The following is a 12,738-nucleotide window of genomic DNA, read 5'->3' on the forward strand; positions in this document are numbered from 1 at the left end:
CGTTCAGCTTGGTTCAGCGACCGCGCTTTGTCGGCCGCGGATCGGTCCAACGGAACGCCGAATCGGCGACCGCGACGTTGAATTTCTGGTTGCTGAGATCGATCCGCGTCCGGTTGTTCTGCGAATCGAGCGCCACCCAGCCGCGCAGGCGAAGGCCGGCGGGCGCGGACCCATCGCGCACGAACACCATGGTGATCGTGCCATATTCGGGGCGTTTCGTATCCTTGACCTCGACGCTCAGCACGTCGTTGCTGCCGGTGGGGATCACTTTGGCATATCTGGCCAGATCGCGGTCGGGGTCGAGCAGCGCGCCGAGCGGCGAATTCTTGACCGGCCAGCGCTGCACCTGGCGCACTTCATAATCGATCATCGTCAGCGAGCTGCCGTCGCCGACGATCAGCAGCGGCACACCCTTTTGATACTGAAAGCGGATCTTGCCGGGGCGCTTGAGGGTGAGTTTACCCGACAGCCGCTGGCCGTTGCGGTCGGTCTGGACAAAGTCGGCGGTCATCGACCCGGTCGATTTCAGGTGCGACTGCACCGATGCAAGGGTGGTCGACGACTGGGCGACGGCGGGAACGCCGATCGCCAGCCCGGCGACGGCCATAGGCGCGAGCGCCCAGGCGGCAAGGTGAGTCAGGGGGCGGGGTTTTTTCCAGTTCATCGGGCTCTCAATTTCATTGTCGCTCATAGGGGGGTGATGGTGGCCGGGCATTGAACATGCGCTGAACCCGGGAGTCAGAAGTCATTCAAAGCCTAAAGGTCGGATTGGGTTCCCACGCCGTTCGTCCTGAGGAGCCGTTGAGCTTGTCGAAATGGCATCTCGAAGGACCGCCCTGTGCTGACCCTTCGAGACGGGTCTTCGACTTCGCTCAGCCCCTCCTCAGGGCGAACGGTTTATGGATGCCACTTTACCGCTGCTGGCCATATTGGTCGGTCAGCACGTCGCGGCGGCCGACATGATTGGGCGGGCTGACCAGCCCCTCCTCTTCCATGCGTTCGATCATCCGCGCCGCGCTGTTGTAGCCGATGCGCAGCTGGCGTTGCAGCCAGCTGGTCGAGGCTTTCTGGCTTTCGACGACGATCTGGCAGGCCTTGGCATACATGCGGTCCTCGGCGCTGTCGCCGCCCGCGGGGGCGCCCTCCATCGCAAAGCCGCCGTCCTCGGGATCTTCGGTGACGCTCTCGACATAGTCGGGGCGTCCTTGCCCGCGCCAGTGGTCGGCGACGGCGCGGACCTCGTCGTCGGACACGAAGGGGCCGTGAATACGCGTGATCTGCTTGCCGCCGGGGACATAGAGCATGTCGCCCTTGCCGAGCAGCTGTTCGGCGCCCGCTTCGCCCAAAATGGTGCGGCTGTCGATTTTCGAGGTGACGTTGAAGCTGATCCGCGTCGGCAGATTCGCCTTGATCACGCCGGTGATGACGTCGACCGACGGGCGCTGCGTGGCAAGGATCAGGTGGATGCCCGCCGCGCGTGCCTTTTGCGCGAGCCGCTGGATCAGGAATTCGACCTCCTTGCCCGCGGTCATCATCAAATCGGCAAGTTCGTCAACAACGACGACGATTTGCGGCAGCGGCGCATAATCGAGCGTCTCTTCTTCATACACCGGCTGGCCGGTGTCGGGGTCGTAACCGGTCTGGACGCGGCGGCCGAGCGATTTGCCCTTCGACAACGCGCCGCGCACCTTGTCGTTGTAGCTCGCCAGATTGCGCACCGACAGCGACGACATCATCCGGTAGCGGTCCTCCATCTGCTCAACCGCCCATTTCAGCGCCCGGATCGCCTTTTTGGGTTCGGTCACGACGGGCGCGAGCAGGTGTGGGATGTCGTCATAGACGCTGAGCTCCAGCATCTTGGGATCGATCATGATCATCTTCACCTGATCGGGACCCAGGCGATAGAGCAAAGACAGGATCATCGCGTTGAGCCCAACCGACTTACCCGACCCCGTCGTCCCCGCGATCAGCAGATGCGGCATCGGGGCGAGGTCGGCGATCATCGGGTCGCCGCTGATATTCTTGCCCAGGATGATCGGCAGCGCACCGGTCTGATCCTGAAACAGGGCGCTGCCGATAATTTCATGCAGCACCACCGACTCGCGATTCGCATTCGGCAGCTCGATGCCGATCACGGTACGGCCCGGAATCGGGGCGATGCGCGCCGACAGCGCCGACATGTTGCGCGCAATATCGTCGGCCAGGTTCGACACCCGGCTGGCCTTGGTGCCGGGCGCGGGTTCGAGTTCGTACATGGTGACGACGGGACCGGGGCGGACGGCGGTGACGACGCCTTTGACCTGAAAATCCTCGAGCACCGATTCGAGCAGGCGGGCGTTGCGCTCCAGCCCCGCCTTGTCGATTTGTCCGGTCGGCCCCGGCGGCGGCGGTGCGAGTAGGTCGATCGAGGGCAGTTGGTAGTTGGTGAACAGCTCGGTCTGCGGTTTGGGCCGGGGTTTCGACGGCGCGGTGCGCTGCGCCGGGTCGGCAATCTCGGGCGGGGCGCGGTCGCTCGGCTCGGCGATCGCGCGCGGACGCACGACGCGCTCCATCAGGTTCGGTGCCCGGACGCCATCGTCAGCGGGGCGCACCGGTTCGGCGACGCGGCTGCGCTCGACGGCGGGCAAACGGAAGCGCGACGCCCACCCCTTTTCCAGCCGCAGCGCGCGCCACGCCAGCCACAGCCCGGCGGTGACGAGTAGCAGGATGGTGGCAATGCGGATCAGCGCAGCGGCGGGTTCGCCTGCGGCGGCGAACAGCGGCGTAATCGCGCCGCCGATCAGCAGCGCAATGATGCCGCCCCAGCCCGCGGGCATCGGCGCGCTGGTTGCCGGCGCCCACAGCTCGGCGCCCAGACCCACCAGCAGGATACCGACAAAACTGTAGGCGAGCTGGCGCGGCCAATAAGGCTGCGGCTCGCCCCGCCACAGCCGCCACGCCAGCAGGCCTAGCAAGGGCAAGAGCAGCGCAATCCCGACGCCGCCAATCGATAGACCCAGATCGGCGAACCACGCGCCGATGCTGCCCATCCAGTTGGCGGCGGTGCCGTCGGCGGCGGTGTTGAGCGCCGCATCGGTGCTGTCATAAGTCGCCAGCGCGAGGGACAGGAACAGCGTGAACAGCCCGAGCGCCGCCGCCGCGCCGATCACCAGCGATCGCTCGATGCTTTGGCGGAAAACGGTGCGCCAATCGGCCTTTACCGGTGCGCCCTTGCGGCTAGCCATGCTGAAAACGGTCCCTATCAATTAACCACGGCGATATGCACATGGCGCGGACTCGCCGTCAAGCGCGCGGCCGTGGGCGTCCACAGCCTTTCCAAGCCTCGCGCCGCGCGCTAGGGCGGTTTCATGAGTGAAACCCTGCGCAGCGATGTCCTGATCTCGGGGGGCGGCCTCGTCGGCCAGGCGCTCGCCCTTGCCCTGTCGCACCACGGTCTGTCGGTCCAGATCGTCGATCCCGCCGATCCGGTGACGACGATCGCGCCGGGTTTCGATGGCCGCGCGTCGGCGATCGCCAGCGCGACGTGGCAGATGTTCGAAGTGCTGGGGATCGCCGACCGACTGGCCGGTCACGGTTGCCCGATCCGCGCGATCAAGGTGGGCGATGGCGCCCCTGATAGCGGGCGCGGCGGCGACCTCGACTTCGTCACCGCCGATGGCGATCCGCCGCTCGGCACGATGGTCGAAAACCGCCAGCTTCGCCTCGCGCTCGCGGCGGCGCTCGCCGATGCGCCGCTCGTGCGGCTGCACATGCCGGCGAGCGTCACCGCGCGCGACGTAGGCGACCATCGCGTCACGCTGACCCTCGCCGACGGCACCATGCTCGCCGCGCCGCTGCTGATCGTCGCCGAGGGCCGCCGTTCGCCCACCCGCGACGCCGCGGGGTTCAGCATCGCCAACTGGTCCTATCGTCATCACGCGCTGATCGGCGCGGTGGCGCACGAACGACCGCACGGCAATGTCGCGCACGAAATCTTCTACCCGTCCGGCCCCTTCGCGCTGCTGCCGCTGATCGACGATGCCAAAGGGCGGCACCGCTCGGCATTCGTGTGGACGGTCTCCGAAAAGGATGGCCCCGGCTTCGCCAAGCTGGGGGAACGGGGCTTTGTCGCCGAACTCGAAAAGCGTGCGGGCGGCGTGCTCGGCGCGATGCAGCTCGTCGCGCCGCGGATGACCTATCCGCTCGGCTTCCATCATAGCGCGTCGATCGTGGCGGAGCGCATCGCGCTGGTCGGCGACGCCGCGCACGGCATCCATCCGATCGCCGGGCAGGGGCTGAACCTCGGCCTGCGCGATGTCGCGGCGCTGACTGAAGTGCTGGTCGAGGGTGCGCGGCTTGGCCTCGACCTTGGCGATGCGGCTTTGCTGGCGCGCTATCAACGCTGGCGTGGGCTCGACAATATGATGGTCAGCTTGGCCACCGACGGGCTGACCCGTCTGTTCGGTATCCCCGGCCGCACCGCCGCCGCGGTGCGTCGCACCGGGCTGGGCGCGGTGCAGCGGCTGCCGATGCTCAAGCGCTTCTTCATGGATGAAGCGCGCGGCGAAGCGGGCGATTTGCCGAGGTTGCTGGCCGGGGCGGAAGTCTAAAGTCTGTCCTGCTCAGACAGAATCATATCACCGTAGCTCTGAGCCTGTCGAAGGGCGCCTATCGCCGATAAGCGTCCTTCGACGGGCTCAGAGCTGCGGTTCCGTTTGACCAGGACAGGCGCTAAGCGGTTTTGTTCATCCGTCATCCCGGCCTGCGCCGGGATGACTTAGTTCAGACGCATGGCTCATCCGCGATACGTATTTCTACCTATCCCCTCATCAGCCCGCTGCTCATCATGATTGCCTATCCCTGTCGCTGCGGCACCCTCGCCGTGGCACGATGGGGACAGGACCATGTCGGCAAAAAGCGACGCGCTCGAAGCAGCGGTGACGGACTATATCCAGGCGCGAACCGCGCTCGATGCAGCGCCGGGGGCGCGAACAGGCGCGCTCGCCGATCGGGCGTTCGCCAGACTTGCGGCCTTGGCGGCACCGCGCATCCGCTATTTCACGCGCAGCTATGGGCTGAGCGATGTCGCCGAGGACGCGGCGCAGGTGTGCGCGATTGCACTCCACCGCGCCGCCGAACGCTATGATCCGGCGCGGGCGCGTTTCACCACCTATGTGAACTGGCAGCTGCGCGCCGAATTGCAGGCGCTGCGCCTCCGCCTGCACGGCGACCAGCGTTCGGCGGGACGGCGTCATGTCACCGCAACGCTGTCGCTCGACGCGCTACCGGCCGATGGCGCCAACGACTGGCTGGTCGACCCCTCCGCCGAGACCGCGACCGAAGAACGTGCCGCCGACCGGCTGGCCGCACTGGCCGCCGATCGCCTGGTTGCCGATTGGGCCATCCGCCGCCGCACCGGATTGCTGCGGATGGCGCGGGGCGAGCGCGACCGGGTCGAAGCGCGCGTCGCCGCCGAGCAGGCGCTGGTGCGCCACCAGTTGACGGTGAGCGAGGCGAGTGAACGGCTTTGCGAAAGCGACCGCCATATCGTGCGCCGCGCGCTCGCCGACATCACGCGCCACGCGGCGCTGCGCAAGCTGAACTAAGCGCCGCCTATTGCAGCGTGGCGCGGCCGTCGTCGTTGTCGTAACGGCCAAAAAATTGCATCAGCTGGACGACCAGCTCGGCGCGTGCGTCGATCGGCGTCGCTTCCAGCAGCGCCTGTTTCGCGGCGGCATCGAAAGGCGCGACCTGCGCGATGCCGTTGACCAGCGTCGCGTCGTCGAGCTGTCCAACCGAATCCCAATCGACGACATAGCCCTGCCGCGCCGCAAAGCGCTTCGCCTCGCGCTCGAGGCTGGCGCGCTCGACGCTCGACAGCACCGCATCATCCTCGATCTCGGTTTCGATCTCGGCTTCGACTTGCCGAAACGGGGTGATGACGTCGAGCTCGCGGCGGACGCGAAAGCGCGCGACGCCTTCGAGCACGAGGTTGAAACGTCCTTCGTCGAGTGCCTCGACATCGACGATCCGCCCGACACAGCCGACGTCATACAGCGCCGGGGGCTCGCGGCTTTCTTCGCCGGGCAGCATACGCGGCTGGATCATCCCGATCTGGCGGTCGCGCACCAGCACTTCCTGCACCATCGCCGAATAGCGCGGCTCGAAAATATGCAGCGGCAGGTGCAGCCCGGGGAACAGCACTGCGCCGGGTAGCGGAAAAATCGCGATCCGCTGAATGGTCAGGGGCGCGGTGTCGCCCATCAGCCGAACAGGATAAGCGACAGCCGGCGGCGCTGCGCCGCGACCCACGGATCTTCCAGCCCGACGGCTTCGAACAGCGACAGCAGTTTGGCGCGCGCAGCATCTTCCTGCCATTCGCGATCGGCGGCAACGATGTGGAGCAGATTGTCGGCGGCGGCGTCGCGCTGGCCCGCGCCGATCTGCGCGCTCGCGAGGTCGAAGCGCGCCTGATGGTCATCGGGATTGGCGGCGACCGCGGCTTCGAACGCGGCCAGTTCGCCTGCGTCGGGCGCATCGGCAGCGAGCGCGAGCGCGCTCTTTGCCTGTGCGATCGCCGGGTCATCGGCGATCTCGGCAGGGATCATGTCGAGCACGCGCTGCGCACTGGTCAGGTCACCTGCCAGCACAAAGGCGCGGATCAACCCGCCATGCGCCGCGGCATTGTCGGGCGCCATCTCGAGGATCTGCCCGAAGATGCTGGCGGCCCGTTCGCCGTCGCCTTCGGCCAGGACGGACTCGCCCATGTCGATCAGCGGCGCGATCTCGACCGCGCGCGCCGTCGCTTCGCTTTCGATCGGCAGCTGCGCGAGCAGCTGGTCGAGCATCGTCTTCAACTGGCTTTCGGTGCGCGCGTTGGTCAGATTGGCGACCGGCTGCCCCTGAAAAATCGCATAGACGGTCGGGATCGACTGGACCTGGAACTGGCCGGCGATGAAACGATTCGCATCGACGTCGATCTTGGCGAGCAGCACGCCCTTGTCGGCATAATCGGCGGCGACCTTTTCCAGGATCGGGGTCAACTGCTTGCACGGCCCGCACCATTCGGCCCAGAAATCCAGGATCACAAGGCTGGTCATCGACGGTTCGACGACGTCGCGGCGGAACGCTTCGACGGCTTCCTTCTCGGTGGGGTTCAGACCCAAAGTGGCCACGCGTCATGCTCCTGTTCAAAATGCCGGACCATCTATGTGGGAATTGCGGCGAATATGCCAACCCTTCGCCCGCGATAAGATGCGAAAAGCATGAAGAGGGGTTGCCGACTCAAAAACCCGATGCTAAGCGCCCGCCTCACCCGCTGGAACCGACCGGTTTCAGCCGCCAGAGCGGGCGTAGCTCAGGGGTAGAGCACAACCTTGCCAAGGTTGGGGTCGAGGGTTCGAATCCCTTCGCCCGCTCCAGTTTTCCATTATATTACAGAACATTGGCCCAAAGTCGCTTGAGGACTGTGATCACGGGGTAATGCTCGGGTAACGCCGCCGTGTTTATAGCGCTTATCGGAAGCAAATGCGCCAAGCTGGCTACGAAGGCCTCGCTATTGCCGCAAGAAAGCCAGCTCGATCATCGTCAACGTCTGTTTGCGCGGCTCGGCACCACCGCCATACCCTAACCTTCCTTCCCCTATCCTTTACCATTACAAGAGGCACCACAATTTGGGGATGTTCCTATGGTGGCTTAGTGTCTCAGTTTGAATATTGAATCCGCCGCTGGTGGCAATCCGGCCGCGATCACCCTATATGCTTAGCGGAGAGCATAGGAGGCGACGATGGGCCAACATAAGCACGAAATGGAAAAAGCGAGCGAGAACTGGCGGCGGACCGGCGCGACTTGTGCGGTTTGCGCTCAACCCGTCCCGGTCGAAGAGAAAGAATCATACTTTGAGACGGGTATGTGCGGATATTGTCGGCATCAGGCCGAAAAGGACGATTGATGCCTAAGGGGCCCCGTGGAGAGAAGCGCCCCGCCGACGCCATCGGCCTTGCCGTCATGGTCGGGAAGATCGCGACCGGCGAGATCGAGAACGATCGCGACGACTTTAAAAGCGACGCCGCTTCGCTTGGGAGCAAGGGAGGCAAGGCGCGGGCCGTATCGTTGCCCAAAGAGCGCTGAACCGAAATCGCTAGCGCTGCTGCAAAGGCAAGATGGTCGAAAGGGAAGCATCCTCAAGAGGGATGAGCTTATCCCTAACTCCCATCATTACAACCAACGGTTGGAGCATGGGGTTAGCAAAGCGATATTGATAACGCTTCGGCTTGCCCGTTTTCAGCAAGGCCGGGCCTCGGCCATCGCTACAGAATTCGCTTAAATGCGTAGCGTAATGCGCGATATCCATTTTTCGGCCGCGGATTTTGGAGTAAGGCTCACGGACGTTGCCAGCATAAAAAAGACCAAGCTCGTTTGTCTCCGCAAGCGCACAGGCGAGAAGAACCTCTTTATAAAGGTGGTCCTTCGCAGGGCTGTCCACGGCGGTATAATATTCCTGCCTTGTGCCGTAATCAGCCTTATCTAGTGCCGCGTCGAGTGCCGCACGTAAGTGACGTTCTTCGATGAGCAGGGACTTTTCCATCAACGCCGATTTGGCTGCAAGTTGCCCTAGCAAGTGAACATAGCCGGGAAGCGCTTGAGAAAGTTTGACGACAGCATCGACTACGCGCTGCTCGATCTGCATTCCCAATTTTGGCAGGCGCTCATTGAGAATGTCCTCCAGCTCTCGTGGCGACATGCGCTGCATTCTGATTTGGGTGCAACACCTTGAGATCGACTCATGGCTCGAAAACAGATCGATTAGCGTATCGCCGACGCCGACTATAAGTATAGTCAACGTAGTTGGATTATTTGAGAAGTGTTTTATCAGATCCGCCATCATAGTGGTCGTCTGACTATTTTTTATTCTATCAAATTCATCAAATATAAACAGATGATATCTTGAAGAGTCCAAGCTCTCAAGAATCTTGTATACAACAAATGGGTTCTTTTCATTCTTCAAAATTGCCGGAACAGGCTTTCCATCCCATTGGTAATCATGAAGAATGTTCGACCATAGCTGAAAAAAGCTGTCGCCAGGTGAACAAGAAACCTTGAGGCTTTTTACGGAGCTAATGACAGATATAACTCTTTGGTCGATTATATTGGCCAGCGATGTTTTTCCTACACCTCGCTCCCCAAAAATGACCGCGTGCCCTCCCTCTTCCCAAACAACATCCAGAACGTCTTGAATCTGCTTAATACGACCAGAAAACAACTTTCCATTGTCAATTGGAGCTTTGGGTTTGAACAACGTCTGGTTGGCCGCGAGCAAAATATCCCAGTCCGCATCGTCGGTCGGGACGATTGTCTCTTTAAGAAGATCGTCAAAATTCAGCTGGAAGCCCTTCGTCAAGTTTTCGCTCCTACCTAGGTCGTTGGGTCTAAGTTATGAGCACTACCTGAGTCAAGCCCAAGCTTCTTATCGAGGCTGGCGAAGCGTGCCTTGCCCTTCATGACTAACACGTTCGCAACGTGAAAGCCCCGCCCATCCAATGCGACGAGATTTGGTCGTTCTGCTATGCGAAGCAAAAGAACGTCGCTGACGCCAAGGCTGCTCCGGCGGGCGCTGGCGACGTTTGGACGTGGACCGCTATCGACAGCGACACAAAGCTGATGGTGTCCTATTTCGTCGGCGACCGTGGCGCGGAAAGCGCGATGATCCTGATGGACGACCTTCGCGACCGTATCGCCAATCGGGTCCAACTAACCACGGACGGCCACAAGGCATCCCCTGAAGCGATTGAAGGCGCTTTCGGCGCTGACGTCGATTATGCGCAACTCGTGAAGCTCTACGGCGGTGAGGGCGACAAGGGTCCGGAAGTCCGCTACAGCCCCGCGGAATGCACCGGGATCAAGAAGCGCCGCGTCGAAGGCAACCCCGATACTGCCCACGTCAGCACGTCGCACGTAGAGCGTATGATTCTCTCAATCCGTATGCAGAACCGCCGATTTACCCGGCTGACCAACGCCTTCTCAAAGACGCTCGACAATCACATTCACGCACTGGCGCTGTATTTCGCGTTCTACAATTTCTGCCGCATCCATAAGACGCTTCGCATATCGCCCGCGATGGCCGCTGGCATCACCGACCGTCTATGGTCGCTTGAGGACGTCGTGGCCAAGATCGACGAATTGGCACCGGCCCCCGCAAAACGCGGCCCCTACAAAAAGCGCGGCGAGGAAAATTCAAACTGAGACACTACCATTTACCGGCGAAAGCCAATGAAAAGTAGTCCTTGCTCGGTGCGCATGCTGCATAGTGCCCGAATTCACATAGAGATTGAATACTCGGTAACCATGATCGCCGACACGGGTCTTGTCACTTGCTAAGTGACCACTGCTCCACCTAATGTCGCCCTGCTTCCTGTGAAAGCCAGGAGGTGGGGCGTGGAAACCTCAAACGCTAAACTCGGTTGCCGATCTTCGGGGGCCGGGTGGCATGCGCGCATGTCCAGCCGGTAACGGTAAAGGCGCATGCGCCTGCACTAGCGTTCAGGTTTCCAACATCCGGCTTCGGCCGTCGCCCCGAGGAGGACATAGGGGCGGCGATGGAAGCAAAGCGTCGCCAACGGGAGGGTAACGCTTGAAAGCTCTAAAATGTATTGCCGTTAGCATCACGGCGGCAAGCGCATTGTTTCTGACAGCCTGCGAAAGCGCGGTGGAGCGTGAACAAACTAGTGAGGATGCTGTTCATTCTACCGATGAGGTGACGGAGACAGCGGCGGATGTTTCTGCCCGAGCTTCAAATTTGACAGGCGAAACTTCAGTTCAGCGCACCGACAGGCTGCGCGAGCAGGCGAAAACCGACCCAGTCGGGGCAGACGCAGCGGCGATTGACAATATGTCGGGTAGTGACGTGGTAGCGACGGCAATCAATAGTGCTGGCTATTTATGCGCTAAAGTCACTCAGATGTACCCCAGCCGTGGTGCGATAATCGTCCACTGTGTTGAGTATCGGAATGGTTCTGGCAGGGTTAAATATCGCGTGGACGCGCAAGCGGCTACCGTGGAGCCGATGTAATGACTGGTCGAATTTCCGCTGGCATCCTTGGACTGGGAATGACCGTGTTGTTGAGCGGCTGTGATGCGCTTCCAGCAAGCACGCAGACGGAAACCGCATTTCGTGCTTGCGAGGAGGTTATAAAGCCAAAGTTGGCTGCGCCCTCTACGTATACGAGGCTGTGGGCTGACCTTACCGCGCGTGGACCCATCACTAAGGACGAATACGTCCTGCGCCTTGAACGCGTTATGGATGAGATCAAGCCAAAAGCTGACTCTGGCGACCTTGGGACACAACTCGCGCTGTATACGATCAAGAAGCAACATCGGTGCGCCAAGACTGGTAATGGGTGTCAGGAATTTGAACGTGCTAAACCAGTGCCTGGCGAAGAGCCGGTGGCCGAGGCGGAAGGAGAAAGCGGCAATCAGCTGACGTATGAAGGCTCCTCCGAATCCAAAGCTCGCGACACTTTGTTTGTGCTACTCGAGTATAGGGCCAACAACGAATTTAATGCCCCAATACGAGCATATCATTTTTGCAGGATGTTGGACGCATCGAGCCCATATCTGGATGGTGAAATTCCATTGGCTGAGGGTGACGCAGCCAAAAAACTATATAAAAAACTCTGATGAGCCTGCCGTGCTCGAATGCGCTAATTCGAAATCGAAATTTTCTGCGCGGTAACCGACGCGCCAGATGACCCGGGGGGAGGGGGTGGGTCGCGGGACCCCCTTTGTTAATTCTGCCATCACTTGCGTAATCCGAAGAATGCAGCATCGATCGACGCTGGCAGCAAGGGGTAGCGCAATGCAAAGTTATGATCGCGGCACCAATTCCGCTAACGTTGATCGTCGGGAAAAACGCGGTCCGCGCCTAGTCGCGTATATGCGTGTTAGTACGGCGAAACAGGGACAGTCGGGTCTAGGGCTTGCCGCCCAGCGAACGACGGTGAAAACGTTTGCCCACCGCAGCAACCAAGCAATCGTCGCCGAATTCGTAGAGGTGGAGAGCGGCGGTAAATCCGATCGACCGCAGTTGGCATTGGCCCTAGCGGCTTGCCGAATACATCGTGCTACCTTGGTAATCGCAAAACTGGACCGCTTGGCGCGCAATGTGGCGTTCATCGCTAATCTGATGGATGGCGGTGTCGATTTTGTCGCTTGTGACATTCCTCAGGCTAATCGACTTACCCTGCACATTATGGCTGCGATGGCAGAGTATGAGCGGCGTGCTATAAGCGATCGGACGAAGGCGGCATTAGCGGCCGCAAAAATGCGCGGGGCTAAGATCGGCAATCCAAACGGCGCGGCGCACTTGCTAGCGGGTTGCAAAGCGGCAGCAGCGGCAAGCGCCGAAGCGCGGCGTAAGAAAGCAGTATTGATGTCGTTGGCGATGAAACCGTTCTTCGACGATCTTCACCGACAAGGCTTCGTTTCAGCTTCCAGTATTGCGACGCGACTGAACAAACGCGGCATTCCGGCCGTGGGCGGTGGACACTGGCACGCATCACAGGTTCGCCGGGTTCAGCAGCGACTTAAAGAATTTTCGGAAATCTCGTAGAAAAATCACGAACCCAATCGGTGGATTGGGTTCGTGTTAAAAGCAAATTTTGTCCCCTTCGCGAAAAAATTCGAAAGTCCGATGTTCAGGCCTAAATCGAACCTATTCACTAACGCACGCTGGTTACCCTGTTACCGATTGGTCAACCGGCT

At 61.1% G+C, this 12,738-nt stretch carries 11 protein-coding genes, 1 tRNA gene and 1 pseudogene; 8 read left to right on the forward strand and 5 right to left on the reverse strand.

Annotated elements, in window-relative coordinates:
- Positions 1 to 13: 13 nt before the first annotated feature.
- Both J2X44_RS01990 and J2X44_RS01995 read right to left on the reverse strand, forming a co-directional pair.
- The gene (locus tag J2X44_RS01990; RefSeq protein ID WP_405053386.1) at positions 14 to 664 is read right to left on the reverse strand and encodes a LolA family protein; all 651 of its coding nucleotides are present in this window, start codon (positions 662 to 664) and stop codon (positions 14 to 16) included.
- Between the two features lie 247 nt (positions 665 to 911).
- Positions 912 to 3,224, reverse strand: coding sequence for a DNA translocase FtsK 4TM domain-containing protein (locus J2X44_RS01995; protein ID WP_310087608.1), 2,313 nt, complete (start codon positions 3,222 to 3,224; stop codon positions 912 to 914).
- A 123-nt stretch (positions 3,225 to 3,347) separates the two neighbouring features.
- Here J2X44_RS01995 and J2X44_RS02000 point away from each other — a divergent pair, with 123 nt between their 5' ends.
- Positions 3,348 to 4,589: an FAD-dependent monooxygenase gene (locus tag J2X44_RS02000; protein ID WP_310087609.1), complete on the forward strand. Its 1,242-nt coding sequence runs from the start codon at positions 3,348 to 3,350 to the stop codon at positions 4,587 to 4,589.
- A gap of 294 nt (positions 4,590 to 4,883) precedes the next feature.
- Entirely contained in the window at positions 4,884 to 5,585 is a 702-nt protein-coding gene (locus J2X44_RS02005) for a sigma factor (protein WP_310087611.1), read from the forward strand.
- Positions 5,586 to 5,592: 7 nt separating this feature from the next.
- Here the strand turns inward: J2X44_RS02005 and J2X44_RS02010 are convergent, their stop codons facing one another.
- Positions 5,593 to 6,243, reverse strand: a complete 651-nt coding sequence (locus tag J2X44_RS02010) for an LON peptidase substrate-binding domain-containing protein (protein ID WP_310087613.1) — start codon at positions 6,241 to 6,243, stop codon at positions 5,593 to 5,595.
- Positions 6,243 to 7,154 (reverse strand): tetratricopeptide repeat protein, encoded by a 912-nt coding sequence (locus tag J2X44_RS02015; protein ID WP_310087614.1) that lies wholly within the window; start codon positions 7,152 to 7,154, stop codon positions 6,243 to 6,245. The genes J2X44_RS02010 and J2X44_RS02015 overlap by 1 nt, the downstream gene beginning before the upstream one ends.
- Positions 7,155 to 7,325: 171 nt before the next feature.
- Between J2X44_RS02015 and J2X44_RS02020 the strand changes: the two genes are divergently transcribed.
- Together J2X44_RS02020 and J2X44_RS02025 are read left to right on the forward strand one after the other, a co-directional pair.
- Positions 7,326 to 7,400, forward strand: a tRNA-Gly gene (locus tag J2X44_RS02020).
- 529 nt (positions 7,401 to 7,929) lie between these two features.
- On the forward strand, positions 7,930 to 8,109 hold the full coding sequence (locus J2X44_RS02025; protein ID WP_310087616.1) for a hypothetical protein: 180 nt from the start codon (positions 7,930 to 7,932) through the stop codon (positions 8,107 to 8,109).
- A 10-nt stretch (positions 8,110 to 8,119) separates the two neighbouring features.
- Here the strand turns inward: J2X44_RS02025 and J2X44_RS02030 are convergent, their stop codons facing one another.
- Positions 8,120 to 9,379, reverse strand: a complete 1,260-nt coding sequence (locus J2X44_RS02030; protein WP_310087617.1) for an ATP-binding protein — start codon at positions 9,377 to 9,379, stop codon at positions 8,120 to 8,122.
- A gap of 59 nt (positions 9,380 to 9,438) precedes the next feature.
- Here J2X44_RS02030 and J2X44_RS02035 point away from each other — a divergent pair.
- The 4 genes and pseudogenes from J2X44_RS02035 to J2X44_RS02050 all read left to right on the forward strand — a co-directional run.
- A pseudogene (locus tag J2X44_RS02035) lies at positions 9,439 to 10,221 on the forward strand (IS1 family transposase); the annotation flags it as partial.
- A gap of 388 nt (positions 10,222 to 10,609) precedes the next feature.
- The gene (locus J2X44_RS02040) at positions 10,610 to 11,047 is read left to right on the forward strand and encodes a hypothetical protein (RefSeq protein ID WP_310087618.1); all 438 of its coding nucleotides are present in this window, start codon (positions 10,610 to 10,612) and stop codon (positions 11,045 to 11,047) included.
- A complete protein-coding gene (locus tag J2X44_RS02045) occupies positions 11,047 to 11,655 on the forward strand; it encodes a hypothetical protein (RefSeq protein WP_310087620.1) in 609 nt (202 codons plus the stop codon). The genes J2X44_RS02040 and J2X44_RS02045 overlap by 1 nt, the downstream gene beginning before the upstream one ends.
- Positions 11,656 to 11,833: 178 nt before the next feature.
- Positions 11,834 to 12,586: a recombinase family protein gene (locus tag J2X44_RS02050; protein WP_310087621.1), complete on the forward strand. Its 753-nt coding sequence runs from the start codon at positions 11,834 to 11,836 to the stop codon at positions 12,584 to 12,586.
- The last annotated feature ends 152 nt before the right edge of the window (positions 12,587 to 12,738 follow it).

The sequence above is a fragment of the Sphingopyxis sp. BE259 genome, assembly GCF_031457495.1.
Taxonomy (GTDB): domain Bacteria; phylum Pseudomonadota; class Alphaproteobacteria; order Sphingomonadales; family Sphingomonadaceae; genus Sphingopyxis.

What these genes read in the sequence shown, in the direction of transcription:
- J2X44_RS01990 (WP_405053386.1), bottom strand. Translation starts at nt 664, where the DNA reads ATGAACTGGAAAAAACCCCGCCCCCTGACTCACCTTGCCGCCTGGGCG.
- J2X44_RS01995 (WP_310087608.1), bottom strand. Translation starts at nt 3,224, where the DNA reads ATGGCTAGCCGCAAGGGCGCACCGGTAAAGGCCGATTGGCGCACCGTT.
- J2X44_RS02000 (WP_310087609.1), top strand. Translation starts at nt 3,348, where the DNA reads ATGAGTGAAACCCTGCGCAGCGATGTCCTGATCTCGGGGGGCGGCCTC.
- J2X44_RS02005 (WP_310087611.1), top strand. Translation starts at nt 4,884, where the DNA reads ATGTCGGCAAAAAGCGACGCGCTCGAAGCAGCGGTGACGGACTATATC.
- J2X44_RS02010 (WP_310087613.1), bottom strand. Translation starts at nt 6,243, where the DNA reads ATGGGCGACACCGCGCCCCTGACCATTCAGCGGATCGCGATTTTTCCG.
- J2X44_RS02025 (WP_310087616.1), top strand. Translation starts at nt 7,930, where the DNA reads ATGCCTAAGGGGCCCCGTGGAGAGAAGCGCCCCGCCGACGCCATCGGC.
- J2X44_RS02045 (WP_310087620.1), top strand. Translation starts at nt 11,047, where the DNA reads ATGACTGGTCGAATTTCCGCTGGCATCCTTGGACTGGGAATGACCGTG.
- J2X44_RS02050 (WP_310087621.1), top strand. Translation starts at nt 11,834, where the DNA reads ATGCAAAGTTATGATCGCGGCACCAATTCCGCTAACGTTGATCGTCGG.